Source organism: Faecalibacterium sp. BCRC 81149, from assembly GCF_022750605.1.
In the GTDB taxonomy this organism is placed as follows: Bacteria; Bacillota; Clostridia; order Oscillospirales; family Ruminococcaceae; genus Faecalibacterium; species Faecalibacterium duncaniae.
In genome coordinates, this window is the sequence record NZ_QXJA01000019.1 from 13,548 (window position 1) to 37,252 (window position 23,705).

The following is a 23,705-nucleotide window of genomic DNA, read 5'->3' on the forward strand; positions in this document are numbered from 1 at the left end:
GACCGTTGAAAGGCTCGCAGGGACATGGTATTATAATGGTGTCGTGTCCCTGCTCATAGAATAGGAGAAAGAACTATGAGCAGAAAGAAACAGAATATCCAGAAAACCACAGCCCTCTATTGCCGTCTTTCCTTGGAAGATGGGCGCGAGAATGAGAGCATGAGCATCAGCAACCAGAAGTTGATGCTGAAAGACTTTGCGGAAAAGAACGGAATGTTCCGCTACGAATACTATGTGGACGATGGCTACACTGGGCGTAATTTCAATCGTCCGGCGTTCCAGCGGATGATTGCCGACATTGAAGCCGGAAAAATCGACTGTGTTATCACGAAAGACCTTTCTCGTCTTGGCCGCAACTATATCGAAGCTGGCAGTTATATCGAGATTTTCTTTCCTAAGCACCATGTCCGGTATATCGCCATTACGGACGGTGTGGACAGTCTGACCCGGCAGGAAATGGACATTACCCCGTTCAAGAACATCTTGAACGATATGTACAGCCGTGATATTTCCAAGAAAGTTCTGGCTGGCGTTATGACCCGTTCCCGGCAGGGCAAGTTCTGCGGCGGCACTCCGCCCTATGGTTTGATGCGTGACCCGAAAGACAACGGACATCTTATCATCGACCCGGATGCAGCACCCGTTATCCGCAAAATTTACGACTACGCCCTTGACGGGATGGGCAATATGAGAATTGCCAAGAAGCTGCTGGAAGAGAAAATCCCCATTACCCGTGTGAAAGCAAATACAGCACTGGATGCCAACTACTACACATGGGGTACAGCAAGAATCGGCCACATCCTCCGCAACCCGTTTTACAAGGGCGCACACCTTGTGTGCCGGACACACCAAACGGGCATCCGTTCCGGTTCGTTCAAGTTCATCCCCCGTGAGGAATGGGAAATTATCGAAAATTGCCATGAAGCAATTGTGACCCCGGAAGAATGGGCGAAGGTACAAGAACTGATCGACCGCCGCCCGACCATTATGACGGGCAATGACTGCCCATACTACAACATCTTCCACGGCATCATTTACTGCGCCACCTGTGGGAAATCCATGCAGGCACGGTATGAAAAAGTCGGCAGAAAGGATGTCAATCGAACTACCAAGAAGAAGCGTGAACCCATCGACAAAGCATTTTTTACCTGTCAGACCTATAACCGAATCGGCTGCAAAGTATGTTCCAGCCACAAAATCGAAGCCCGTGACCTGCATGAGCTGGTTCTGAATGATATTCAAGAGTTGGCTGCACAGGCCATGAAAGATTCGGATGCTTTTTATCAGCGGTTGAGCCGCCGCATGGAGAACCAATACCGCACGGATACTTCTGCGGTTCGGACAGAGATTCGCCGTTTGGAAGAACGGAATCAGGAAATTGATGATGTGTTTCTGAATCTTTACACGGATAAGAGCAAAGGCATCATCTCGGAACAGCGTTTTCTGAAACTGACGGATGCTATGGAACAGGAGCAGAACAGCAACAAGGCGCGTTTAAGCGAATTGAATCTTCTTCTGCACCAGTCGGATGAACAGGAAAGCGATGTTCATGCCTTTATCGAGGAAATCCGCAAGTATGCCGCCATCAAGGAGCTGGACGAAGTTGTACTGAACCGTCTTATCAAGAAAATCATGATTGGCGAGGTTCAGAAGGTCGATGGGCAGAAAATTCAGGAAGTCAAAATCATCTACAATTTTGTTGGAGAAATTTCCGCCTAATCTAAAATTGAAAATTCACACGATATAACATTGATTATAGTGACCCTTCTCGTTTTTTTGACGGGAAGGGTCTTTTCTTTTGCGAATTCATCACTTGACTTTACGGCAGGGAACTTATGAGCCGGGATGAGCTGGCGGTGCTGGATGGCGGCAAGTGCATCTTGCAGCTGCGCGGTGTAAGACCCTTTCTGTCGGATAAATACGATCTGACCCAACATCCGAACTACAAAATGACATCGGATGCTGACCCCAAAAATGCTCTGGATATTGAAAAATATCTGAGCCATAAAGAAAAAATCCGCACGGACGACCAGTTCGTCCTCGTGGATGTTGATTCACTCCCGCCCGCCTGACAAAGACGAGCGGTTATTTTTTATCCTGACCCAAAAGGCGCACCAGAAAATCAGCCCTTGCCGCAGTTTACGGCAGTTCACAAGTAGGTTTCGGGTGTGCGCAGGGTCACTTTTTGCCAAACAAAGGAGACGAAATATGGAATTTTTCAATAGTGCAGTGGACGTTCTGAAGACTCTGGTCGTGGCACTGGGTGCCGGTCTGGGCGTGTGGGGTGCTGTCAACCTCATGGAAGGCTACGGCGGCGATAATCCCTCCGCAAAAAGTCAGGGCATGAAGCAGCTGATGGCTGGCGGCGGCGTTGCCCTGATCGGTATCACTCTGGTGCCCCTGCTGTCCGGTCTGTTCGGCTAATTCGCTCTCGCAATAAACACAGTTTGACCCATAAGTACACCAGCAAATCAACTTCTGCCGCAGCTTATGGTGTTTCAATAAATGGATTTCAGGTGTGTGCAGGGTCGCTTTTTTCAAACCAAAGGAGATTTTACTATGGAATTCTTTAACAGTGCAGTGGACGTTCTGAAGACTCTGGTGGTTGCTCTGGGTGCCGGTCTGGGCGTGTGGGGTGCTGTAAACCTCATGGAAGGTTACGGCGGCGATAACCCCTCTGCCAATGCTCATGTGCGGTAAAGTAACAAATGATAATTTGATAGACAGCAGCCACTATTTCCGAAACACAGACCAATACGAAAAGCTGATGTGGGGATTTTCCTATATCAGCTTTTGTCTTTCTAAGCATTTTGGGGAAAGTGATGTATTTGTATCTTTCCTATTGACAGCCAGCCTTTGAAGTGATATATTTATCTCGACAAGCGACAAATACATCTCATCGGAGGACACCATTATGAAAAAAAGAACGAAACTCACAATTTGCCTGGGCGTGATATGCGCTCTGCTGGTAGCAATATCTTCATGGTACACGATAGCATTTAACAATTCAAGGTTTATTGTGCCTATGGATTTATCTGAATATGTTTTCAGAGTGCAAGACCTGCCTATGATTATTTCCGGCGTACTTCTTACCTTGTATATTGTGAATATTGTTGTGTTGTTTTTGGAATCTATTAAAACAAACAGGCGTAGGGAATTAACCTTGCAATCCACCAGAACAATAAATCCAAAACTGGGTTTTTTAGGTTTATTAGGATTTGCCGGATTTTTGGGATTTTGGACTTACAGCGTTGACAAGACAATTTTTCCTTTTGTGTTTTTCCTGTTTTTCGGCTTTTTCGGATTTTTCTATGAGGGAAAAATGTCAAATACTCTTATAGATGAACGATACAAAGAAAACAAAATGAAAGCGCAAAGTGTAGCGAACAAAACTTCTCTGTCCATTATTTTTCTTGCAATACTCATTTTGGGACAGGGAAAGCTCATGGATAACCTTGAATATACCTTAATTGCTCTTGTTATTGTTATAGCTCTCTCCATAGCACTTGAAATATTCCTTAGCGAATATCTGCTATATCATTATGATAACGATGAACAGTTTGATGAAAGCGAGGAATAAGCGTGCCGGATTTTGAATGTAGATTAAAAAAGTACAGGCTATTAAAGGATTTGACACAAGAGCAGTTAGCGGCACAGGTAGGCGTGCGGCGAGAAACAATTATGCGGCTGGAAAAGGCACAATACAATCCCTCACTTAAACTGGCGATTGATATTTCAAGAGTTGTTGAAGCACCGATTGAAGAAATATTCGTTTTCAAGTGATTTGTGCGGAATTATGCTTATTTTATAGGCAGTTGCGCTAATGTTAATCTGCATTGCTTGCCGCATAGCAGCTATCATGCTATTTTTGATTTACCAAGACAAAGGAGTGGAACGCATCATGTTTCTATGAAATCTAAAAACTCTCAGAAAACAGAAAGGCTTTTCACAGGAAGAATTAGCAACCAGACTTCATGTAGTCAGACAGACTATCTCCAAATGGGAGAAAAATTTGTCCGTTCCCGACGCTGATACTCTTATTCGTCTGGCTGAAATATTAGAGGTATCTGTCAGTGAATTGCTGGGTACGAAAATTGAAAATGAAAATGTCGCCAGTGATGTTGCCGAACAACTATCCAGAATAAACGAGCAACTGGCAATCAAGAACCGCCGCTCACGTCGTATCTGGAAAATTGTTGCCATTATATTAGCAGTAATCGTTCTTGTGAATATTTTTATTGCTGTCTTTTTCAGCGTTCCAGACCTCAACAGCAATACCCAGAATAACCCGCTAGCAATAAGTGATGAAACGATAAGCATAGATGAATGAAGTCGCTAAAAATAGCAAAACCAGCCGAGCCAGTCAACGGCAAGTAAATGGGCTGCACCCACCGTTGACAGCCCCGCCTGTCCTTGCCGGTGGGTAATCAAGGGGCGACAGCAGAAAATGCTGCCGCCCTTTCCCATAATTGAAGAAAGGGGGATTTTCCATGACCGAACAGGAAGCCTATCAAGAACATATCCGCTATACCCATGATACCTATTGCCGGATTGTTATTCGCCATGCGTCCTTTGACGCTGCCCGTATGCTGGCGGCGAGGTGGAGACGGGAAATCTCTCTTGAATATTTGACCGAAGAAAAGTTTGTCCCACTAAGCACCACAGACGAGTATTTTCAAGTGCCGGACTATGGCGAAACTTATCTGTTTTCTGTCCGGGGGCAGACGATATTTTTAGATAGCTGTTCCCTTGCGGCGGCTCTTGCCGGGCTGCCGGAACAGACACAAGAGGAAATCTTTTTATATTACTTCCAGCACTTGACACAGAAAGAAATCGGAGAACAAAGCGGCTGGACACGCAGCACAATCGGGCGGCATATTCAGCTTGCCTTGAAGCGGCTGAAAGAGGAAATGGAGGTGTTGTCCCATGAGTAACCGACTTCTCCCCTATGACACGATTATAAAGGCACATGAGGGCGACCCCATAGCGATACAAGCTGTCCTTGACCGCTACGCCGGATATATCCGCTACTTTTCCAAAATGAACGGCTATTATAACTCTGATATGGAGGACTACATCAAAACAAAGCTGATTGAAAGCCTGTTCAAGTTCCGGCTTGACCGTTGAGTTTGGATTGATGATATGATAAAATCATTTTAGCAAATTGAATTTTGAAGGGGGAATAAAAATGGCGGTTTCAAATATAAATGCTATTATTAACAAGGATATTCATAAAGTTTGGGATATTGTTTTTGCAGTTGAAAAATATAGTGAGTGGCGAAGCGATTTAAGCAAAACAGAAATCATAAATGAGAAGCAATTTATTGAGTACACTAAAGACGGATATGCAACTACATTTTCTATCACTACTATTGAGCCATATAAACGCTGGGAATTTGACATGGAAAATAGCAATATGTCAGGACATTGGATTGGTGTTTTTACAGCTAAGGGAAATGAAACACAAATTGATTTTACAGAAAATGTGACACCTAAAAAGTGGATTATGAAACCTTTTGTAAAAATTTATCTGAAAAAGCAACAAGAACAATTTGTTCTGGACTTAAAAAAAGCATTGAAATAACAACTTCAAGTTTGCCACACTGAACCACTATAAAAACTGAATATCCCGCCGTCCCGCAGCGGCACATGAAGCAGTAAATCCGAAAAAGATTTGCTGCTTTTTTTGCGCCCATTTTTGGCAAATTTCCAAATGTTCCGTATTAGACAGTGAAGCCAAAAAAGGTTGCCGCTTTTTTCAGACAGCGGGCAAAACGCAGCTTCCAAAACGCCTTATTGTCGGGAAAGACCGAGCCGCCGGAAAAGTTCTTGCCGGAAAGTCCGTCATTTTTGCTTTTTGCGGTGTTGTAGGGAGTAAGGGGGAGAATGCCAGCCCGCAGCCTTTTATAAAAAAGCTGGTTGCGATTTTCTGAAAAAGTGGCAGTAGGAAGTGAACGGCAGTCCGGCAGTTTCTTAGAGCAAGATTCTACCGCAGTACCAAAATTCGCTTTTCGCTCATTTTGCCCCTGCGGGAATCTTGTTGGGGAGTGCCTTCCCCAAACCCTGCTTATGCGGCTTGCGCCGCTTAAAAATCCCTCAAAATATTTTTTCGGATTTTTCAAAACAGTTCCGCTTCACACCCCGTTTTTCTCCTATTAGTGAGAGGACACCACGCACAGAAAGGAGGTTTTTACCATGCGAAAACGATACAACACGCCGCACCGCAGCCGGGTAGTCAAGACACGCATGACCGAGGAAGAATACGCCGAGTTTGCGGAAAGGCTTTCTGCCTGCAACATGAGCCAAGCCGAGTTTATCCGGCAAGCCATAACCGGGGCAGCCATACGCCCCATCATAACCGTTTCTCCCGTCAATGATGAGCTGCTTGCCGCTGTTGGGAAGCTGACCGCCGAATACGGCAGGATCGGCGGCAACTTAAACCAGATAGCCCGGACGCTGAACGAGTGGCACAGCCCCTACCCGCAGCTTGCCGGGGAGGTACGGGCGGTGGTTTCCGACCTTGCTGCCCTAAAGTTTGAAGTCTTGCAGAAAGTGGGTGACGCTGTTGGCAACATTCAAACATATCAGCTCTAAAAATGCGGACTATGGCGCAGCGGAAGCCTACCTCACATTTGAGCATGACGAGTTTACCATGAAGCCCACCCTTGATGAAAACGGGCGGCTGATACCGAGGGAGGATTACCGCATTTCTTCCCTCAACTGCGGGGGCGAGGATTTCGCTGTTGCCTGTATGCGGGCCAATCTCCGCTATGAGAAAAACCAAAAACGGGAAGATGTGAAAAGCCACCACTATATCATCAGCTTTGACCCACGGGACGGGACAGACAACGGCTTGACCGTAGACCGGGCGCAGGAGCTGGGCGAGCAGTTCTGCAAGGAGCATTTTCCCGGACACCAAGCCCTAATCTGCACCCACCCGGATGGGCATAACCACAGCGGCAATATCCATGTGCATATCGTCATCAACTCCCTGCGGATTTATGAAGTCCCGCTTCTGCCCTACATGGACAGACCAGCCGACACAAGGGAGGGCTGCAAGCACCGCTGCACCAACGCCGCTATGGAATATTTCAAGAGTGAAGTCATGGAGATGTGCCACCGGGAGGGGCTTTACCAAATCGACCTCTTGAACGGCAGCAAGGAACGGATAACCGAACGGGAATACTGGGCGGCAAAGAAAGGGCAGCTTGCCCTTGATAAAGAGAACGCCGCCAGAGAAGCCGCAGGACAGCCGACCAAGCCCACCAAGTTTGAAACGGACAAGGCGAAGCTGCGCCGGACGATACGGCAGGCACTTTCCCAAGCCGCCAGCTTTGACGAGTTTTCTTCTCTTTTGCTGCGGGAGGGCGTGACCGTCAAGGAGAGCCGGGGGCGTCTTTCCTACCTCACGCCAGACAGGACAAAGCCTATCACAGCCCGGAAGCTGGGGGACGATTTTGACAAGGCTACTGTCCTTGCCCTGCTCACGCAGAACGCCCGCAGAGCCGCCGAACAGACCAAAGCCATACCCGAATACCCTGCCGCAGTTAAAAAGCTGTCACAAGGGGAAAAAGCTGCAAAAACCACCCCGGCAGACAACACCTTGCAGCGCATGGTTGACCGGGAAGCCAAGCGAGCCGAGGGCAAGGGCGTGGGCTATGACCGCTGGGCGGCAAAGCACAATCTAAAGCAAATGGCAGCTACCGTTACCGCCTACCAGCAGTACGGCTTTTCTTCCCCGGAGGAACTGGACGAAGCCTGTTCTGCCGCCTATGCCGCCATGCGGGAAAGCCTTACAGAGCTGAAGCAGGTGGAAAAGACGCTGGACGGGAAAAAGGAGCTGCAACGGCAGGTGCTTGCCTATTCCAAGACCCGCCCTGTCCGGGACGGGCTGAAACAGCAGAAAAACGCCAAAGCAAAAGCAGCCTACCGACAGAAGCACGAAAGCGACTTTATCATAGCAGACGCAGCCGCCCGCTATTTCAGGGAGAACGGCATTTCCAAGCTGCCGAGCCATAAAGCCCTGCAAGCAGAGATTGAAAGCCTTATCAAAGAGAAAAACAGCGGCTACAACGATTACCGGGCAAAACGGGAGGAATACTGCCGCTTACAGACTGTCAAGGGCAATATCGACCAGATTTTACGCCGGGAACGCAAGCCTGTGAAAAGGCAGGAACAGGAGCGATAAAAACCACCCCAAAATGTACCCGAACCCATACCGAACAAGGGGGCTGCCCCGTACCCTATCCGCAATACCAAAGGATTTTTTAACAGGCTTACAGGGCAGAAAAACCCCGAAAATGATACCGAGATGATACAGAATTATCGCCGATACCGCCACACCAGCGGAAACGGCAGAAAGGAGCGCACCCATGCCAAGAATGAGCAAGAAACGGCGGCTGGAATGGTCTTTTTTCCTGCGGCAAGTAAAAGTCGGGAATACCACCTGCGACCGTATCACATACAACGACCTCTGCCGGGGCTGTACCCATAGCTGCAAGCAGAGCTTCCGGGCGGTTATCATACTCTGCCCCCGCTACTACTCCAAACGCCGGAAAAAGGAGGACAGGGACAATGGCAGATAACCGCAAATATTACTACCTCAAGCTGAAAGAGAACTTTTTTGACAGCGACTCCATTGTGCTGCTGGAAGATATGAAAGACGGGATTTTATATTCCAATATCCTCTTGAAGCTGTACTTAAAATCGCTGAAAAACGGCGGGAAATTGCAGCTTGACGAGCATATCCCCTACACAGCACAGATGATAGCGACACTGACCCGCCACCAGATAGGGACAGTTGAGAGGGCTTTAGAGATTTTCCGGCAGTTGGGGCTTGTGGAGCAGCTTGACAGCGGGGCTTTCTATATGACCGACATTGAGCTGATGATAGGACAGTCCTCTACCGAAGCCGAGCGAAAACGGGCTGCAAGGCTGGAAAACAAGGCACTTTTACCGCCCCGGACAAAAGGCGGACATTTGTCCGACATTCGTCCACCAGAGATAGAGATAGAGTTAGAGAAAGAGATAGAAAAAGAGAGAGAGGGAGAAACGGGACACCCCGCCCCCGCTGCTTATGGCAGATACAACAATGTGACACTGACCGATACAGAGCTTTCCGGGCTGAAAACAGAGCTGCCCGACAAGTGGGAGTATTATATTGACAGGCTTTCCTGCCATATCGCTTCCACCGGGAAGCAGTACCACAGCCATGCAGCCACCATTTACAAGTGGGCGCAGGAGGACGCTGCCAAAGGCAAGGCTGCCCCGAAACAGGGCATACCCGATTATTCATGCAAGGAGGGCGAGAGCTTATGAAAAACGAGATTGAAGCTATGATTACGGACATTACAACCACTACCGCCGAAGCGGAGGACTACACAGGCGAGGACGGGCTTTTATACTGCGGCAAGTGCCATACGCCCAAAGAAGCCTACTTTGCAGAGGGAAAGATTTGTTTCGGGCGTGACCGCCACCCAACAGACTGCGACTGCCAGCGGGCAGCCCGTGAAAAGCAGCAAGCCGCCGAAAGCCGACAGAAGCACCTTGAAACAGTGGAGGACTTGAAACGCCGGGGCTTTACCGACCCCGCTATGCGGAACTGGACATTTGAGCATGACAACGGCAGAAACCCACAGACCGAAACCGCCCGCTTTTATGTGGATAGCTGGGAAACCATGCAGGCTGAAAATATCGGCTACCTGTTCTGGGGCGGTGTGGGGACAGGAAAAAGCTACCTTGCCGCCTGTATCGCCAACGCCCTTATGGAAAAAGAGGTTGCCGTTCGCATGACAAACTTTGCAACGATACTGGGTGACCTTGCCGCCAGCTTTGAGGGCAGGAACGAATATATTTCCCGCCTTTGCAGCTACCCCCTGCTGATACTTGATGATTTCGGTATGGAGCGAGGGACAGAATACGGGCTGGAACAGGTTTACAGCGTGATTGACAGCCGTTACCGAAGCGGCAAGCCGCTGATCGCCACGACCAACCTCACGCTGGAGGAATTGCAGCACCCGCAGGACACGCCCCACGCCCGCATCTATGACAGGCTGACTTCCATGTGTGCCCCTGTCCGCTTCACGGGCAGCAACTTCCGAAAGGAAACCGCACAGGAAAAGCTGGAACGATTAAAGCAACTGATGAAGCAGCGAAAGGAGAGCCTATGACAGAAACCAAACAGACAAGCACTATCAAAACAGACCGCCGCCCGGACTGTGTGACGGAAATCCGCATGGGCAACTCCGTCCTTACCGTTTCCGGCTTCTTCAAGCAGGGCGCAACCGACACCGCAGCCGACAAGATGATGAAAGTGCTGGAAGCGGAAGCTGCTGCCGGACATACGCCACCATTCAGCGCATAAGTGATGACATGGAAAAGCGGTCACGCCGGGAAGCATGACCGCTTTTCCAAAAGTAGTGATTACTCTACTTCCTTTAAAAGTTCTTCAACAGAAATCCCGTATAATTTTGCGAGTGCAAATAGATTAGATGTGCTGGGGTCAGAATCTCCTTTCTCCCACTTTGACACAGCTTGACGACTAACACCAATCGTTTCAGCGACAAACTCTTGCGTCATTTTGCACCGGGTACGATGAAATTTTAGAGCTTCACCTAATGACCTTTTAATAACCTTTTTCTCATCTCGGACTTCTTTTGATTTTAAGTATTTCAAAAGTGCCCGGATAATAAGAACAATCAGCGTTACAAAGGCTACGAGAATGAGAAGTGAAAAAAATATTGCGATAGTGCTTGTAATTGCTGAAATCTTCATATACACCATCTTCTTTCTTATGGCTATATTTTAGCAAAAAGAATAGGTTGCTTCTACCAACTATTGCGCAAAAATAAGTTGCAAACAGGTTGCACGACAAGCCACACACAGAAAATCGTCTTTTTACCGACCATAAAGAAGCGGATTTGACGCTTTTGCCGCTATACAGACAGCCGCCCCATGTGGTACAATCAAGGTACGGAATAGTGGGGCTGGCTGTCGGAAACGGAGGATTTTATGTTAAGACAGACCAACCAACAACCAATTACCGCCCTTTACCCAAGACTTTCCCATGAGGACGAGCTGCAAGGCGAAAGCAACTCCATATCCAACCAGAAGCGTATCCTTGAAACCTATGCAAAGCAGAACGGCTTTTCCAATCTGCGCTGGTACACGGACGACGGTTATTCTGGTGCGAACTTTCAAAGACCCGGTTTTCAAGCCATGCTTGCGGACATTGAAGCCGGAAAAGTCGGGACAGTTATCGTCAAGGATATGTCGAGGTTAGGGCGAAACTACCTACAAGTGGGAATGTACACAGAAATGATTTTCCCACAGAAAGGCGTCCGCTTCATTGCTATCAATGACGGAGTGGACAGCGCACAGGGCGACAATGACTTTGCCCCGCTGCGGAATATCTTTAACGAATGGCTGGTGAGAGATACGAGCAAGAAAATCAAAGCAGTGAAACGCTCAAAAGGCATGAGTGGCAAGCCTATCACAAGCAAGCCTGTGTATGGCTACCTCATGGACGAGGACGAAAATTTCATCATTGACGAGGAAGCCGCACCCGTAGTCAAGCAGATATACAACCTCTGTCTTGCCGGGAATGGTCCGACCAAGATTGCCCGTATGCTCACAGAGCAGCAAATCCCAACGCCGGGGACGCTGGAATACCGCAGGACGGGCAGCACCCGCCGCTACCACCCCGGCTATGAGTGCAAGTGGGCGACCAATACCGTTGTGCATATCCTTGAAAACCGGGAATACACGGGCTGTCTGGTAAACTTCAAGACGGAAAAACTCTCTTACAAAGTCAAGCACAGTGTAGAAAATCCCCTGGAAAAGCAAGTGATTTTCGAGAACCACCACGAGCCTATCATAGACACTCAGACATGGGAACGGGTGCAGGAGCTACGCAAGCAGCGTAAACGCCCCAACCGCTATGATGAAGTGGGCTTGTTCTCTGGTATACTGTTCTGTGCAGACTGCGGCAGCGTCATGTATCAGCAGCGATACCAGACGGACAAGCGCAAGCAGGACTGTTATATCTGCGGCAACTACAAGAAGCGCACCCATGACTGTACGGCGCACTTTATCCGCACCGACCTCTTGACCGCCGGTGTACTCTCCAATCTGCGGAAAGTGACCAGCTATGCGGCAAAGCATGAAGCCCGGTTTATGAAGCTCTTGATTGAGCAGAACGAGGACGGGGGCAAACGCAGGAACGCCGCCAAGAAAAAGGAACTGGAAGCCGCCGAGAAACGCATAGCCGAGTTATCCGCTATCTTCAAGCGGCTGTATGAGGACAGCGTGACCGGGCGCATATCAGACGAGCGTTTCACAGAACTGTCGGCAGACTATGAAGCAGAACAACGGGAACTGAAAGAAAGAGCCGCTGCTATCCAAGCGGAGCTTTCCAAAGCACAGGAAGCCACCGTGAACGCAGAAAAGTTTATGAATGTTGTCCGGCGGCATACCAGCTTTGAAGAACTTACCCCTACTCTGCTGCGGGAGTTTGTAGAGAAAATCGTTGTGCATGAGTGCAGCTATGACGAGAACAAGACCCGCAGACAGGACATTGAGATTTATTATTCTTTTGTTGGCAAGGTGGACTTGCCCGAATAAACGCCCGACCTATCCGACACAATGCGCAAGTGCCGGATAGGAACGGCAAAATTTTTTACACTTCTATTACTTCTTTATCACACATCAGTAAAGAGTCAGGGCATGAAGCAGCTCATGGCTGGCGGCGGTGTTGCCCTGATTGGTATCACCCTGATTCCCCTGCTGAGCGGTCTGTTCGGCTGATCTTTTCCGGGCGGCGATTGCCGCCCCGTACATATTTACTTGCAAGTGTTTCCAGCCCCTCCGTGGCAAACGGATTCTTATTATAAAGAGGAAACGCATTGCAAATCGAATATTCACCTTTATTCTGAAAGGACGGTGCTATTATGCAGATTTTGACTCACCTTATTTTTCTGCTCAACCTGCTCAAGACCCTGATCAATCATTTTTCCTGATGGGTGGTGGCGCTGAGTGGAAACAGTTCTCAAAGCGATCTCTGATTGGATAAAGTCACTGCTGACAGCGGCAATCATGTCCAATCTTTCCGGCCTGTTCGATGATGTGAACACCCAAGTGGGCGGCATCGCCCAGCAAGTCGGCACCAAACCATCCAGTTTTGAACCGCGCGTTTTCGCTATGATCGAAGCACTCTCCCGGAATGTGGTGCTGCCCATTGCAGGCGTGATTTTGACCTTTATTGCTTGCTATGAATTGATTCAGATGATTACTGAACACAACAATATGGCACAGTTTGAACCGGCATTGATTTTGAAGTGGATTTTCAAAACTGCCATTTCGGTCTGGATGATCTCGAATACGTTTGACATCATCATGGCGGTGTTTGACGTGACGCAGCAGGTGGTGGCAAATTCCAGCGACATTATTTCTGGCAACACGCGGGTGAACGACATCGGGCTTTCCATGTTGCAATCCAGCATGATGCAGATGGACGTAGGACCCTTGTTCGGACTGTTCTTGCAGTCCTTCTTCATCGGCATCACTATGCGCATCCTGTCCATCGTGATTTTCGTCATCGTCTATGGAAGAATGATTGAGATCTACATGATGGTCAGCCTTGCCCCGGTTCCCATGGCAACATGGGGCAACCACGAGCAATCCCATGTAGGACAGAACTACCTGAAGTCCCTGTTTGCATTGGGATTTCAGGGTTTCCTCATCCTCATCTGCGTGGCGATTTACGCGGTTCTGCTTCAGAATGTTGCAATATCCGGGGATGCCATCAACTCGATCTGGAGCATCGTGGGGTATACCGTGCTGCTCTGCTTCTCGCTGTTCAAGACCAGCTCTGTCGCCAAAACTCTGCTGGGTGCCCATTGATTCGGAGGTGAAATTTTGGCAGCTTATATTTCCGTGCCGCGCGATTTCAGCAAGGTGAAGTCCAAAGTAGCCTTCAATTTGACCGCCCGGCAGCTCGTCTGTTTTGGTGCAGCGGCAGTCGTAGGGGTGCCGCTGTTCTTTGTCCTGCGGGATACCGCAGGCAATTCCGGCGCTACCCTCGGCATGATGGCGGTCATGCTGCCCATGTTTTTTCTGGCCATGTACCAGAAGAACGGTCAGCCCGCCGAAAAGATCCTGCGGTACTACCTTCAGGCGCGTTTTGTTCGTCCGAAGGTGCGTCCGTACCAGACCCGCAATTACTATGCACTGCTTGTGAAGGGAGATGACGCCCATGATTCCGTTTCTGAAAAAGAATAAAGACGGCAAAAAGCCGCCCAAGCCCACAGTGCCCCGCACGGCACAGGAAAGCATCCCGTTCCAGCGGATGTTTGAGGACGGTACCTTCCGTATCCGTCCCGGCTACTACACCCGCACCATCCAGTATCAGGACATCAATTATCAGCTCGCGCAGCAGGAGGACAAGACCGCTATCTTTGAGGAATGGTGCAGTTTTCTCAACTTTTTCGACAGCTCTATCCACTTTGAGCTGTCCTTTGTGAATACCGCCACCGATTCCGCAGACTTTGAAAAGTCCATCCGCATCCCGTACCAGCAGGATGGCTTTGACGATGTGCGCGCCGAGTACAGCCAGATGTTGCGGCAGCAGCTTTCCAAGGGCAACAATGGTCTGACCAAGACCAAATTCCTGACCTACGGCATCGAGGGCGACAGCATGGAACAGGTCAAACCTCGGTTGGAGCACATCCAGAACGACCTGATGAACAACTTTCACAGGTTAGGCGTTCTGGCAAAGCCGCTGGACGGTACGGAGCGTCTGCGGCTGATGCATGGGATGCTGAACATGGATGGAGCCAACAAGTTCCACTTCAACTGGAAAGACCTTGTGCCCAGTGGTCTGTCCGTAAAGGATGCCATTGCCCCCACTGCGCTGGCGTTTAAGAACAGCCGTACCTTTCAGATGGGCGGCATCTTCGGGGCGGTCAGCTTCCTGAATATTACGGCTTCTGACCTGAGCGACCAGCTTTTGAAGGATTTCCTTGATATGGATTCCAGCCAGATCGTTACCATGCACATCCAGTCCGTTGACCAGAATAAGGCCATCAAAACCATCAAGCACACCATCACCGAACTCGACCGCAGCAAGATCGAGGAGCAGAAAAAAGCCGTCCGCGCCGGATACGACATGGACGTGCTGCCGTCCGATTTAGCAACCTACGGCAGAGATGCCAAGGCACTTTTGAAGGAATTGCAGAGCCAGAACGAGAGAATGTTTCTGGTGACATTCCTTGTTCTGAACACCGGCAAAACCGAGCAGGAACTGGAAACCAACGTGTTTCAGGCGGTCAGCATTGCCCAGAAGCACAACTGCGAATTATGCCGCCTTGATTTTCAGCAGGAGCAGGGGCTGATGAGCAGCCTGCCGCTGGCAGACTGCCAGATCGAGATCCAGCGCGGCCTGACCACCAGCAGTACGGCAATTTTTGTGCCGTTTACCACGCAGGAACTGTTCGACAACGGCAAGGAAAGCCTGTATTATGGCTTGAACGCCCTGTCCAACAACCTGATTATGGTTGACCGCAAAAAGCTGAAGAACCCCAACGGTCTGATTTTGGGCACTCCCGGTTCCGGTAAATCCTTCAGCGCAAAGCGTGAGATCTGCAATGCGTTCCTCGTGACGGACGATGATATTATCATCTGCGACCCGGAATGTGAGTACGCTCCGCTGGTGGAGCGTCTGCATGGGCAGGTCATCCACATCAGCCCTGCCAGCACCCAGTATATCAACCCGATGGACATCAACAGCAACTACTCGGAAGAGGATAACCCTCTGGCTCTGAAAGCCGACTTTGTACTGTCCCTGTGCGAACTGGTGGTCGGCGGCAAAGAGGGGTTGCAGCCGGTGGAAAAGACGGTCATTGACCGCTGCGTCCATGTGATCTATCGCAAGTATTTCGAGAATCCCATCCCGGAAAATATGCCGCTGTTGGAAGATCTGTACAACGCCCTGCTGACGCAAGATGAACCGGAAGCCCGCCATGTGGCGGCTGCGCTGGAAATCTACGTCAAGGGCAGTCTGAACATCTTTAACCACCACACCAACGTGGATATCAATAACCGCATCGTCTGTTTTGATATCAAGCAGCTTGGCAAACAGTTGAAGAAACTCGGTATGCTCATCGTGCAGGATGCCGTGTGGGGGCGTGTGACTGCCAACCGTGAAGCCGGAAAATCCACCCGGTACTATGCAGACGAGTTCCACCTTTTGCTGAAAGAGGAGCAAACTGCGGCATACAGCGTTGAAATTTGGAAGCGTTTTCGTAAGTGGGGCGGCATCCCGACAGCCCTAACGCAGAACGTCAAAGATCTGCTGGCAAGTCCCGAAGTATCAAATATTTTTGAGAACTCGGACTTTGTGTATATGCTCAATCAAGCCAACGGAGACCGGCAGATTTTGGCGAAGCAGCTGAACATTTCGCCCCATCAGCTTTCCTATGTGACCCACTCCGGCGAAGGTGAAGGGCTGCTGTTTTTCGGTAACGTGATCCTGCCTTTTGTTGACCACTTCCCGAAAGACCTTGAACTCTACCGCATCCTTACGACCCGCCTTTCCGAAGTTGCGGAGGCGCAAAAGCATGAGTGAGAAACAGCCGAAGCTGAAATTCGAGGAGGAAAAGGAGCGCACGGCCACGCGCTCTCCTCCGAAAAAGTCCAAAGTGGAGCAGTCTAAGCCCAAAAAGCAGAAGCTGAAACTGGACGCAGATAAAGCTGCGGAAAAGGCGCAGCACCTGCGTTTTGGCAAAGCCGAGATCACCCCGGATGAAGCATCCCGCATGACAAAGCAGCAGAAACGTGCTATGTATGCCGCTGCTGCCGCCCGATCTGCGGCACATCGGGAGATTGACCAGTACGAGGATGAAAACGTCGGCGTGCAAGCGTTGAGCGAGGGCGAAAAGGCGGCAGGAAATGTCCGGGATATTTCCAAGAACAGATACGCCCGGAAGCTGAAAAAGAAAGCCAAGATGCAGGACAAGAAGGGCACCAAAACCGCAAAATTTTCTGCACGGGAGCCGACTGCGGCACAGGATGCAGGTGCATCCAGAACCTGCGAGGGCGGCTCCAACTGGCTTTCCCGGTGGCGGCAGAAACAGGATATTCAGAAAAGCTACCGTGCCGCCGCCCGTTCGGGCACGGCGGCGCAGACCGCAGGCGGTAAAGCGGCATCCAATGGCACCAATGCTGCAAAGTCCGGCATGGAGCAGGTCATCAACAAAGGAAGATCGGTGGTCAGCACCGCAGTCAACGGCATTGCCAATTTTGCAAAGAGCAACGCGCACGTTCTTTTGATCGTGGGCGTTTTTCTTTTGCTCCTGCTGCTGGTCATGTCAGCGTTTTCGTCCTGTTCCATTCTGTTCTCTGGCACCACGCAGGTATCCGGGCAGACCATGTACTCTGCCGAGGACCGGGATATTCGTGGTGCAGAACAGGACTACAAGAAGTTGGAAAAGGAACTGGACAAAAAGATCAAGCGCATCCCCACCGACCACCCCGGCTACAACGAGTATCAGTATCATTTGGATGCCATCGAGCATGACCCGTGGCAGTTGACCTCTTTTCTCACGACTCTGTATGACGATTACACCCGGTCGGAGGTACAGGGCAAGCTGAAGGAAACCTTCAAGAAGCAGTACAAGCTGACCACATGGGTGGAGGTGCAGATACGGTATAAGACCGTGTGGGTCATCAGCCCGGCAGGAATCCCAATTCCTACGCAGGTGCCCTATGAGTACCGCATCTTCCACACCAAGCTGGTGAACCGTGGCTTGGAGGTAGTCATCCGGGAGGAACTGGACAACGACCAGTGGAAACGGTACGAGATCTTTCAGGATACCTTGGGTGGCAGACCCTACCTGTTCAACGGCGGTCTGCCGCCCGGTGGCTCCGATGGCTCCGGCGCACCGGGCATCGACTATCAGGTGCCGGCAGAAGCACTGACCGACAGCGAATTTGCCGCCATCTACAAGGAAGCCCAAAAGTATGTGGGTACGCCCTATGTGTGGGGCGGCTCCACCCCGGAAACCGGCTTCGATTGCAGCGGCTACGTCTGTTGGGTTTACAACCAGAACGGCTACAATGTCGGGCGCACCACGGCCAACGGTCTTTGGAATAAATGCCAGCACATCTCCGAAGCAGAAGCAAAGCCCGGAGATCTGGTTTTCTTCAAAGGCACCTACGACACCCCCGGCATGAGCCATACTGGAATATATCTCGGAAACGGTATGATGGTCAGTGCCGGAGACCCCATCAAGTACGCCAATATCCACTCGTCCTACTGGCAGAAATACCTGTCAGGATTCGGGCGGCTATCCAAATAACAGGAGGACAATATGAGCGAAAAACTCGATAAACTGCGCGCTTCACTGGAAAAAGAGAAGGAACGGCGCATCAAGATCAACAATCGCATCGAAAGTCTGGAGCGGCGGATTCAGGAGGCCGAAGCCGCCGAGGTCAACGAGATGGTGCGCACGGCCAAGGTCACGCCGGAACAGCTCGCCGCCCTGCTGCGGCAGTCAGCCACCACCACCCCGAACCCGGCTGCGCTGTCCGCAGTCGGTGCCACGTTCAACAAGGAGGAAGATTCGGATGAAGATGATGAATAAGGTCGGCGCACTGCTGCTGTCGGCAGTGCTATGTGTCGGTATGGCGGCTCCCGCATTTGCCTATGTCGGCGAGCCTGTTGAAGAAGTCGAGCAGCCTGTCCTGACGGACAGCAGCGAAGAAGATGCTGTTACCGTCACGGACGAAACTTCCGGCGCACTGACCCCGGAGGGCAATCTGACGCTGGTGGATGACTACCACACCAATTATTCGGACGGCTCCGGGCAGCAGTTCATCACGCTGGTCAGTAAGTCCGGCAATACGTTCTATCTGGTCATCGACCGCAACGCCAAGGGGCAGCAGACTGTTCACTTTATGAATCTGGTGGACGAAGCCGACCTGCTGGCACTGATGGAAGAAGATGCCGATGCCTACACCGCTGAAAAGGAAGCGACGGCGCAGGCAGAGCAGGAGCGCAAACAGGCCGAGGAAGATGCGAAAAACGCTGCGGAAGAAGCGGCGGCATCCGGTTCTGAACAGACTGGTGGCAGCAAAGTTACGAAGTATGCTGCCACATTCTTAGGCGTTCTGGCTCTGGTCGGTTTGGTTGCTGGCGGTGGCATTTACACCTTTATGAAGCAGAAGCAGAAAAAGCAGGCAGAAAAAGAAGCCATTGACCCCGATGCAAACTACACCGAGGACAAGGGCGATTTTGAAATTCCTGTGGAGGATGAACCGGAAGAAGCCGGTGAGGAAGATACCGAACCCATCTGATTTTAAGGCGGCGTTTGCCGCCGTACATATTGCAATCAGAAACAGATTGGAGGGATTCTTATCGCAAAATTGATCGTGGCGGAAAAACCGTCCGTAGCCATGTCCTACGCCAAGGTTCTCGGTGCCACCAAACGTCAGGATGGATACCTTGAGGGCAACGGTTATCTGGTAAGCTGGTGCGTGGGGCACTTGGTGGAACTGGCACCGCCCAACATCTACGATGCCAAATACGTCAAGTGGAGCATCGCAGACTTGCCCATCCTGCCGCAAAAGTGGCAGTATCTGGTGTCTGCGTCCACCAAAAAGCAATTTGGTGTCCTGCAAAAGCTGATGCACCGCCCGGATGTGGATAGCATCGTGAACAGTTGCGATTCCGGCCGGGAGGGAGAACTGATCTTCCGACTTGTCTACCAGCAAGCAGGCTGCAAAAAGCCCTTTTCTCGCCTATGGCTGTCCAGCATGGAGGAAAACGCCATCCGGGAGGGCTTCGCCCACCTCAAACCGTCAACTGAATACGATGCGCTGTACAATGCAGCTCTCTGCCGGGAACGTGCCGACTGGATGGTCGGCATCAATGCGTCCCGGCTTTTTTCGTGTCTGTATGGTCAACCGCTGGCGGTGGGGCGTGTTATGACCCCGGTGCTTGCTATGACGGTGGTGCGGGAAGCCGCCATTGCCGCCTTTGTGCCGGAGAAATTCTACACGGTTGCCCTGACCCTTGCGGACGGCGGCACCGCATCCAGCAAGCGGTTTGCCCAGAAAGCGGATGCCGAACTGCTGCTTTCCAAATGCCGAAAGGAGGGGCGTGTCACGGTGCAGAAGATGGAACGCAAGGAGAAATCCGAAAGCCCGCCGCAGCTCTATGACCTTACTGCATTGCAGCGGGATGCCAACCGTCTGCTGGGATTTACGGCACAGCAGACCTTGGATTATGCCCAAAGCCTTTACGAAAAGCGGCTTATCACCTACCCCCGCACGGACAGCCGGTTTTTGACGGAGGATATGGCGGCTTCCCTTCCGGGACTGGTGACGGACACGGGCAGGGCGTTTGCCGTGGAGGAGCCGATTCCCATCCATGTGCAGCAGGTCATCAATGGCGGCAAAGTCACCGACCACCATGCGCTGCTGCCTACGAAAAGCATGGCAAACGCAGATCTTGCCGCCCTCCCTGCCGGGGAGCGGAATGTCCTGCGGCTGATTGCCGCACGGCTGCTCTGCGCTGTGGGCGAACCGCACTGCTATGCAGAAACTACGCTCACCACCATCTGCGCCGGAGAGGAATTCTCCGCAAAAGGCAAGTTGGTGCTGTCCGATGGATGGAGAGCCATGGAGCGGAAAATGCTGGGCGAACTGTTGGGCAAGCAGAAAGAACCGGCTGTTCTGCCCGATGTGCAGGAGCAGAGCCAGTGCAGCGTTGCCGGTGTCGAACTGAAAGATGGTCAAACGTCTCCGCCAAAGCATTTCACCGAGGACCTTCTACTTCATGCGATGGAAACCGCCAGTGCAGACAGTATGCCGGAGGGCGTAGAACGTCAGGGCATCGGCACCCCGGCAACCAGAGCCGCCACCATCGAAAAGCTGGTGCAGAAGGGCTTTCTGGAACGCAAGGGCACCAAGAAAACCAAGGTGCTGCTGCCCACGGATAAGGGAAAAGCCCTCATTACCGTAATGCCCGAAGAGATTCAGTCTGCGGATATGACGGCTGACTGGGAAGCGAAATTGCTACAAATCGAACGTAGCGAAATGGAGCCGAGTGAATTTATGACTGAAATCAAAGAGATGATCTCCTCGCTGGTAACGACCACCGAGGCTGCGAAGGGAGCGAATGCGCTTATGAAAAACAAAATCATTGGTGTCTGTCCGAACTGTGGGAAGCCTGTCGTGGAGCGTGAAAAGGGCTGGTTCTGTGAGAATAGGGAGTGCCGTTTCGTGCTGTGGAAGGACAATGCGTTCTTTAAGCGTCTGGGCAAGCGTTTGGATGGCCGAATGGCGGACAAGCTGCTGCGGGATGGGCGTGTCCGCCTGAAGGATTGCAAGAGTGCTAAGGGCAAGACCTACAACGCCACCGTGCTGCTGGGCACCGAACCCGATGGCCGCAGCAAGTTTTCTCTGGAATTTGAAGGTGGCTGCTGATGGAGCAGAAAAAAGAAGCGGTTTACCTTATCAACGATGAACGCTATCTCCACCTCCGGGAAAACGGTGCAGGAGTCGGCTTTGCCACCTACAACAAGGTAACTGGTGAGCCGCTGGAAAGCGGGCAGATCTCGGAAAAGAACCTGCCGCCCGATGGCAGGAACGCCATTTCTGCCGCCCGGAACTGGTATCTGTTTGAACTTTCGGACGATGACCGCAAGGTCATCCAACAGGAAAGCGTACAGATCCTCGAAAACATCCCGCAGGCGGGCATCGGCAGACGGCGCATCTGGGAGCCGGAAACGCTGCCGAAGGATATTCGTCTCATCAACAGCCACTATGATGACCTCTATCGCATTCCAGATGGCGGCGTGATTCAGGTGGATTACCCGGATGGGCGCAGTTTTACGGCACGGGTGGAACATCTGGATGATTATCACTTTGACATGGGCGGTCTGGGCAATGTGTTCCACATCTGCCAGTTTGCCGAGGTCATGGAGCGGAACCATGCTGACTTCTACCCCGAAATTCAGACACAGGACGAGCAGGCCGCATGGGAACTGGGTGGCAAAGGTTATCTTGCCATCCAGTCCTGTGAGGATGGATGGGACTACACCATTTACCACAGCGATTTTTCCGTGATGGACGGCGGGCAATTGGATGCCCCGGAACTGACCATTCAGGAAGCCCGTGAGCAGATTCTGGAAGCACACCACATGGAAAAGGGGCGGCGGCTGTTGCAGGACTACGATGCCGTCATGGATAAAGTTGCGGAAGCCGAGGAGCTGAGTGCAGACCATCGCCCTTCCACACTGGAAAAGCTGGCAGAACTGGCAAGTGATACGTCTGCGCCAAAATCCTCTGCACGTTCTGCACCGGAACTGTGAGGTGGACGATGCAGCAAAAATGGGATCAGAATTTTGACGGTGAACCCATGACGGACATCCCGCAGAAGTTTCTGAACGCAGGGTGCGATGTTTATATGGTGATGCAGCTGCGGCATGACGAAAAAAACCTCGATGAAAGATTTGCTTCCATGCGGGAACTGCATCGTCGGGGCAAAACGCCAGACCCGGAGCATTATGAGGTCACCTACTATGCTGATTTGCCCGCCATGTGGCAGGATGTGCCGGACAACGAGGTTCTGGAAGAACTGTTTCAGATGTTCAACCTCTCCCGTCCGCAGGATTTTGAGGGGCACAGCCTGTCCGTCAGCGATGTGATTGCACTCAAACGCAATGGCGAGATATCTGTGCATTATGTGGACAGCATCGGCTTCAAGGAGCTGCCGGGATTTCTGGATAAAAAGCCAGAGTGTACCTCTGTTTTGCAAAATCTCAAAGAAAAGTGCGATGCCCCGGAGTGCAATCCCACGGTATGCCGGAAAGTGAGGGCTGAACATGAACTTTAACCATGAGGAGCTGATGCTGATGATGCTCTACAACACCGGCACCCGGATGGGGCTTGTCCACGAACTGCGGCTCATGCAGTGCTACCTGATGCCCGATGAAACTGCCCTGCGGGAACTGTCGGAGGGGGTTATCGAAAAGCTGAAGCTGCTGACCGATGCGGAGTTTGCCGAACTGGAATTTCCCCCGGACTGATTTTTGCCGCCTGCGGGCGGCGTACATAAAGTATTTTGTTCTTCCAAAAGATATGCTATAATCAAATCAGACAAAATTCCTCTCTTCAAGCGATTTCTCCGCAATTTTCCTGTGGCTCTGCTCGTATCAAAAATAAGGGACTGAATTTTAATTGTCAGAACGGAGGAACCATTATGGCAATCTTTGAAAAGACCATCTGAAACAAAAACTTTGACAAGTTGCTTCGGAAGCTGGAACAAGAAATCCCGGACAGCAGTTGGTCGGCAGATTTAGAGGCAGGCAGTGATTTCAAAGAGGGCGATGCCCGGTGCAGTGTCCGTGTATTTGAACGGTACAGCATGATGGGCGGCAACCGCCTGAGTCTGACACTGACCCTGTTCCAGAATGGAGACAGTCCGATCCGGCTGTCTGCCATCACCGCAGGAGGCAGTCAAGCGGTGTTCTTCAAGGTGAACACCCTCGGAGAAGAATCTTTTCTGAACGATGTAAAAGACCTGCTGGAAGAAATTTTGGAGGAGTAAAATGTTTTTTGGATGGTTTGACGCTATATTCAGCTTCATTTTCCCAATCCTGTTCCTGCTTTTTATTGGAATGTTTTTCTTTGCTCTAATTTCAAAT

General features: G+C 51.0%; 28 protein-coding genes and 4 pseudogenes. 29 read left to right on the forward strand and 3 right to left on the reverse strand.

The annotated features are described in order from the left end of the window. Positions 1-75 precede the first annotated feature (75 nt). The 10 genes and pseudogenes from D3F01_RS14470 to D3F01_RS14515 all read left to right on the forward strand — a co-directional run bounded on the left by D3F01_RS14470 (position 76) and on the right by D3F01_RS14515 (position 5,584). Positions 76-1,719 (forward strand): recombinase family protein, encoded by a 1,644-nt coding sequence (locus D3F01_RS14470; RefSeq protein WP_118528370.1) that lies wholly within the window; start codon positions 76-78, stop codon positions 1,717-1,719. A 104-nt stretch (positions 1,720-1,823) separates the two neighbouring features. Continuing rightward, positions 1,824-2,072, forward strand: a pseudogene (locus D3F01_RS14475) (hypothetical protein); the annotation flags it as partial. Between the two features lie 136 nt (positions 2,073-2,208). Next, positions 2,209-2,424: a Maff2 family mobile element protein gene (locus D3F01_RS14480; protein WP_015565186.1), complete on the forward strand. Its 216-nt coding sequence runs from the start codon at positions 2,209-2,211 to the stop codon at positions 2,422-2,424. Between the two features lie 135 nt (positions 2,425-2,559). Further along, a pseudogene (locus D3F01_RS14485) lies at positions 2,560-2,682 on the forward strand (Maff2 family protein); the annotation flags it as partial. Positions 2,683-2,914: 232 nt separating this feature from the next. After that, positions 2,915-3,580: a DUF3796 domain-containing protein gene (locus D3F01_RS14490; RefSeq protein ID WP_050540877.1), complete on the forward strand. Its 666-nt coding sequence runs from the start codon at positions 2,915-2,917 to the stop codon at positions 3,578-3,580. A gap of 2 nt (positions 3,581-3,582) precedes the next feature. Next, positions 3,583-3,783 (forward strand): helix-turn-helix transcriptional regulator, encoded by a 201-nt coding sequence (locus D3F01_RS14495; RefSeq protein WP_032747079.1) that lies wholly within the window; start codon positions 3,583-3,585, stop codon positions 3,781-3,783. A gap of 142 nt (positions 3,784-3,925) precedes the next feature. Continuing rightward, a pseudogene (locus tag D3F01_RS14500) lies at positions 3,926-4,330 on the forward strand (helix-turn-helix domain-containing protein); the annotation flags it as partial. A gap of 160 nt (positions 4,331-4,490) precedes the next feature. After that, positions 4,491-4,934: a sigma-70 family RNA polymerase sigma factor gene (locus D3F01_RS14505; RefSeq protein WP_007054578.1), complete on the forward strand. Its 444-nt coding sequence runs from the start codon at positions 4,491-4,493 to the stop codon at positions 4,932-4,934. Beyond that, positions 4,927-5,127, forward strand: coding sequence for a helix-turn-helix domain-containing protein (locus tag D3F01_RS14510; protein WP_007054579.1), 201 nt, complete (start codon positions 4,927-4,929; stop codon positions 5,125-5,127). The genes D3F01_RS14505 and D3F01_RS14510 overlap by 8 nt, the downstream gene beginning before the upstream one ends. 61 nt (positions 5,128-5,188) lie before the next feature. Next, entirely contained in the window at positions 5,189-5,584 is a 396-nt protein-coding gene (locus D3F01_RS14515; protein WP_007054580.1) for an SRPBCC family protein, read from the forward strand. Between the two features lie 139 nt (positions 5,585-5,723). Here D3F01_RS14515 and D3F01_RS14520 read toward each other — a convergent pair whose 3' ends face one another. Then, positions 5,724-6,122 (reverse strand): hypothetical protein, encoded by a 399-nt coding sequence (locus tag D3F01_RS14520; RefSeq protein WP_242889397.1) that lies wholly within the window; start codon positions 6,120-6,122, stop codon positions 5,724-5,726. A 73-nt stretch (positions 6,123-6,195) separates the two neighbouring features. Between D3F01_RS14520 and D3F01_RS14525 the strand changes: the two genes are divergently transcribed. From D3F01_RS14525 to D3F01_RS14550, 6 genes are all read left to right on the forward strand, one after another. Continuing rightward, on the forward strand, positions 6,196-6,594 hold the full coding sequence (locus D3F01_RS14525; protein ID WP_242889402.1) for a plasmid mobilization relaxosome protein MobC: 399 nt from the start codon (positions 6,196-6,198) through the stop codon (positions 6,592-6,594). Then, positions 6,566-8,188, forward strand: a complete 1,623-nt coding sequence (locus D3F01_RS14530) for a relaxase/mobilization nuclease domain-containing protein (RefSeq protein WP_242889403.1) — start codon at positions 6,566-6,568, stop codon at positions 8,186-8,188. Before D3F01_RS14525 ends, D3F01_RS14530 begins: the two co-directional genes overlap by 29 nt. 184 nt (positions 8,189-8,372) lie before the next feature. Next, entirely contained in the window at positions 8,373-8,585 is a 213-nt protein-coding gene (locus tag D3F01_RS14535) for a hypothetical protein (protein WP_005927784.1), read from the forward strand. Further along, positions 8,575-9,318 carry a phage replisome organizer N-terminal domain-containing protein gene (locus D3F01_RS14540; protein ID WP_118651443.1) on the forward strand — a complete coding sequence of 248 codons (744 nt, stop codon included), beginning with the start codon at positions 8,575-8,577 and terminating at the stop codon, positions 9,316-9,318. The genes D3F01_RS14535 and D3F01_RS14540 overlap by 11 nt, the downstream gene beginning before the upstream one ends. Further along, positions 9,315-10,169, forward strand: coding sequence for an ATP-binding protein (locus tag D3F01_RS14545; RefSeq protein WP_242889404.1), 855 nt, complete (start codon positions 9,315-9,317; stop codon positions 10,167-10,169). The genes D3F01_RS14540 and D3F01_RS14545 overlap by 4 nt, the downstream gene beginning before the upstream one ends. Beyond that, positions 10,166-10,363 carry a transposon-encoded TnpW family protein gene (locus D3F01_RS14550; protein WP_118651447.1) on the forward strand — a complete coding sequence of 66 codons (198 nt, stop codon included), beginning with the start codon at positions 10,166-10,168 and terminating at the stop codon, positions 10,361-10,363. Before D3F01_RS14545 ends, D3F01_RS14550 begins: the two co-directional genes overlap by 4 nt. Before the next feature lie 59 nt (positions 10,364-10,422). Here the strand turns inward: D3F01_RS14550 and D3F01_RS14555 are convergent, their stop codons facing one another. Beyond that, complete coding sequence (locus D3F01_RS14555) at positions 10,423-10,773, reverse strand: helix-turn-helix transcriptional regulator (RefSeq protein ID WP_118651449.1); 351 nt, start codon at positions 10,771-10,773, stop codon at positions 10,423-10,425. 237 nt (positions 10,774-11,010) lie between these two features. On the opposite strand from D3F01_RS14555, the gene D3F01_RS14560 reads away from it, so the two are divergent. Together D3F01_RS14560 and D3F01_RS16055 are read left to right on the forward strand one after the other, a co-directional pair. After that, complete coding sequence (locus D3F01_RS14560; RefSeq protein WP_098924870.1) at positions 11,011-12,621, forward strand: recombinase family protein; 1,611 nt, start codon at positions 11,011-11,013, stop codon at positions 12,619-12,621. 90 nt (positions 12,622-12,711) lie between these two features. After that, a pseudogene (locus D3F01_RS16055) lies at positions 12,712-12,804 on the forward strand (Maff2 family protein); the annotation flags it as partial. A 119-nt stretch (positions 12,805-12,923) separates the two neighbouring features. On the opposite strand, the gene D3F01_RS14570 reads toward D3F01_RS16055, so the two are convergent. Then, positions 12,924-13,094 (reverse strand): hypothetical protein, encoded by a 171-nt coding sequence (locus D3F01_RS14570; protein ID WP_242889405.1) that lies wholly within the window; start codon positions 13,092-13,094, stop codon positions 12,924-12,926. Here D3F01_RS14570 and D3F01_RS14575 point away from each other — a divergent pair. The 11 genes from D3F01_RS14575 (at position 13,033) to D3F01_RS14625 (ending at position 23,608) form a co-directional block, all read left to right on the forward strand. Next, positions 13,033-13,899 (forward strand): VirB6/TrbL-like conjugal transfer protein, CD1112 family, encoded by an 867-nt coding sequence (locus tag D3F01_RS14575; protein ID WP_242889407.1) that lies wholly within the window; start codon positions 13,033-13,035, stop codon positions 13,897-13,899. The two genes, D3F01_RS14570 and D3F01_RS14575, sit on opposite strands and share 62 nt — an antisense overlap. A gap of 15 nt (positions 13,900-13,914) precedes the next feature. After that, positions 13,915-14,277 carry a PrgI family protein gene (locus D3F01_RS14580; protein WP_223389542.1) on the forward strand — a complete coding sequence of 121 codons (363 nt, stop codon included), beginning with the start codon at positions 13,915-13,917 and terminating at the stop codon, positions 14,275-14,277. Then, the gene (locus tag D3F01_RS14585; protein ID WP_242889409.1) at positions 14,252-16,621 is read left to right on the forward strand and encodes a VirB4-like conjugal transfer ATPase, CD1110 family; all 2,370 of its coding nucleotides are present in this window, start codon (positions 14,252-14,254) and stop codon (positions 16,619-16,621) included. Before D3F01_RS14580 ends, D3F01_RS14585 begins: the two co-directional genes overlap by 26 nt. Beyond that, positions 16,614-18,353, forward strand: coding sequence for a C40 family peptidase (locus tag D3F01_RS14590; protein ID WP_223389538.1), 1,740 nt, complete (start codon positions 16,614-16,616; stop codon positions 18,351-18,353). The genes D3F01_RS14585 and D3F01_RS14590 overlap by 8 nt, the downstream gene beginning before the upstream one ends. 12 nt (positions 18,354-18,365) lie before the next feature. Continuing rightward, entirely contained in the window at positions 18,366-18,638 is a 273-nt protein-coding gene (locus tag D3F01_RS14595; RefSeq protein WP_242889411.1) for a DUF4315 family protein, read from the forward strand. Continuing rightward, positions 18,622-19,350, forward strand: coding sequence for a DUF4366 domain-containing protein (locus D3F01_RS14600; protein WP_242889413.1), 729 nt, complete (start codon positions 18,622-18,624; stop codon positions 19,348-19,350). Before D3F01_RS14595 ends, D3F01_RS14600 begins: the two co-directional genes overlap by 17 nt. Before the next feature lie 60 nt (positions 19,351-19,410). After that, entirely contained in the window at positions 19,411-21,483 is a 2,073-nt protein-coding gene (locus D3F01_RS14605) for a DNA topoisomerase 3 (protein ID WP_347568007.1), read from the forward strand. Continuing rightward, the gene (locus D3F01_RS14610) at positions 21,483-22,370 is read left to right on the forward strand and encodes an LPD16 domain-containing protein (protein ID WP_117930564.1); all 888 of its coding nucleotides are present in this window, start codon (positions 21,483-21,485) and stop codon (positions 22,368-22,370) included. The genes D3F01_RS14605 and D3F01_RS14610 overlap by 1 nt, the downstream gene beginning before the upstream one ends. A gap of 8 nt (positions 22,371-22,378) precedes the next feature. Continuing rightward, positions 22,379-22,894 (forward strand): YodL domain-containing protein, encoded by a 516-nt coding sequence (locus D3F01_RS14615; protein ID WP_242889417.1) that lies wholly within the window; start codon positions 22,379-22,381, stop codon positions 22,892-22,894. After that, the gene (locus D3F01_RS14620; protein ID WP_015536785.1) at positions 22,884-23,087 is read left to right on the forward strand and encodes a transposon-transfer assisting family protein; all 204 of its coding nucleotides are present in this window, start codon (positions 22,884-22,886) and stop codon (positions 23,085-23,087) included. The genes D3F01_RS14615 and D3F01_RS14620 overlap by 11 nt, the downstream gene beginning before the upstream one ends. Before the next feature lie 218 nt (positions 23,088-23,305). Beyond that, complete coding sequence (locus D3F01_RS14625; RefSeq protein ID WP_242889419.1) at positions 23,306-23,608, forward strand: DUF6054 family protein; 303 nt, start codon at positions 23,306-23,308, stop codon at positions 23,606-23,608. Positions 23,609-23,705 lie beyond the last annotated feature (97 nt).

Coding starts and splice junctions, on each gene's coding strand:
- D3F01_RS14470 (WP_118528370.1), top strand. CDS start 76: ATGAGCAGAAAGAAACAGAATATCCAGAAAACCACAGCCCTCTATTGC.
- D3F01_RS14480 (WP_015565186.1), top strand. CDS start 2,209: ATGGAATTTTTCAATAGTGCAGTGGACGTTCTGAAGACTCTGGTCGTG.
- D3F01_RS14490 (WP_050540877.1), top strand. CDS start 2,915: ATGAAAAAAAGAACGAAACTCACAATTTGCCTGGGCGTGATATGCGCT.
- D3F01_RS14505 (WP_007054578.1), top strand. CDS start 4,491: ATGACCGAACAGGAAGCCTATCAAGAACATATCCGCTATACCCATGAT.
- D3F01_RS14510 (WP_007054579.1), top strand. CDS start 4,927: ATGAGTAACCGACTTCTCCCCTATGACACGATTATAAAGGCACATGAG.
- D3F01_RS14515 (WP_007054580.1), top strand. CDS start 5,189: ATGGCGGTTTCAAATATAAATGCTATTATTAACAAGGATATTCATAAA.
- D3F01_RS14525 (WP_242889402.1), top strand. CDS start 6,196: ATGCGAAAACGATACAACACGCCGCACCGCAGCCGGGTAGTCAAGACA.
- D3F01_RS14535 (WP_005927784.1), top strand. CDS start 8,373: ATGCCAAGAATGAGCAAGAAACGGCGGCTGGAATGGTCTTTTTTCCTG.
- D3F01_RS14540 (WP_118651443.1), top strand. CDS start 8,575: ATGGCAGATAACCGCAAATATTACTACCTCAAGCTGAAAGAGAACTTT.
- D3F01_RS14545 (WP_242889404.1), top strand. CDS start 9,315: ATGAAAAACGAGATTGAAGCTATGATTACGGACATTACAACCACTACC.
- D3F01_RS14550 (WP_118651447.1), top strand. CDS start 10,166: ATGACAGAAACCAAACAGACAAGCACTATCAAAACAGACCGCCGCCCG.
- D3F01_RS14555 (WP_118651449.1), bottom strand. CDS start 10,773: ATGAAGATTTCAGCAATTACAAGCACTATCGCAATATTTTTTTCACTT.
- D3F01_RS14560 (WP_098924870.1), top strand. CDS start 11,011: ATGTTAAGACAGACCAACCAACAACCAATTACCGCCCTTTACCCAAGA.
- D3F01_RS14570 (WP_242889405.1), bottom strand. CDS start 13,094: ATGATTGCCGCTGTCAGCAGTGACTTTATCCAATCAGAGATCGCTTTG.
- D3F01_RS14585 (WP_242889409.1), top strand. CDS start 14,252: ATGATTCCGTTTCTGAAAAAGAATAAAGACGGCAAAAAGCCGCCCAAG.
- D3F01_RS14590 (WP_223389538.1), top strand. CDS start 16,614: ATGAGTGAGAAACAGCCGAAGCTGAAATTCGAGGAGGAAAAGGAGCGC.
- D3F01_RS14595 (WP_242889411.1), top strand. CDS start 18,366: ATGAGCGAAAAACTCGATAAACTGCGCGCTTCACTGGAAAAAGAGAAG.
- D3F01_RS14600 (WP_242889413.1), top strand. CDS start 18,622: ATGAAGATGATGAATAAGGTCGGCGCACTGCTGCTGTCGGCAGTGCTA.
- D3F01_RS14610 (WP_117930564.1), top strand. CDS start 21,483: ATGGAGCAGAAAAAAGAAGCGGTTTACCTTATCAACGATGAACGCTAT.
- D3F01_RS14615 (WP_242889417.1), top strand. CDS start 22,379: ATGCAGCAAAAATGGGATCAGAATTTTGACGGTGAACCCATGACGGAC.
- D3F01_RS14620 (WP_015536785.1), top strand. CDS start 22,884: ATGAACTTTAACCATGAGGAGCTGATGCTGATGATGCTCTACAACACC.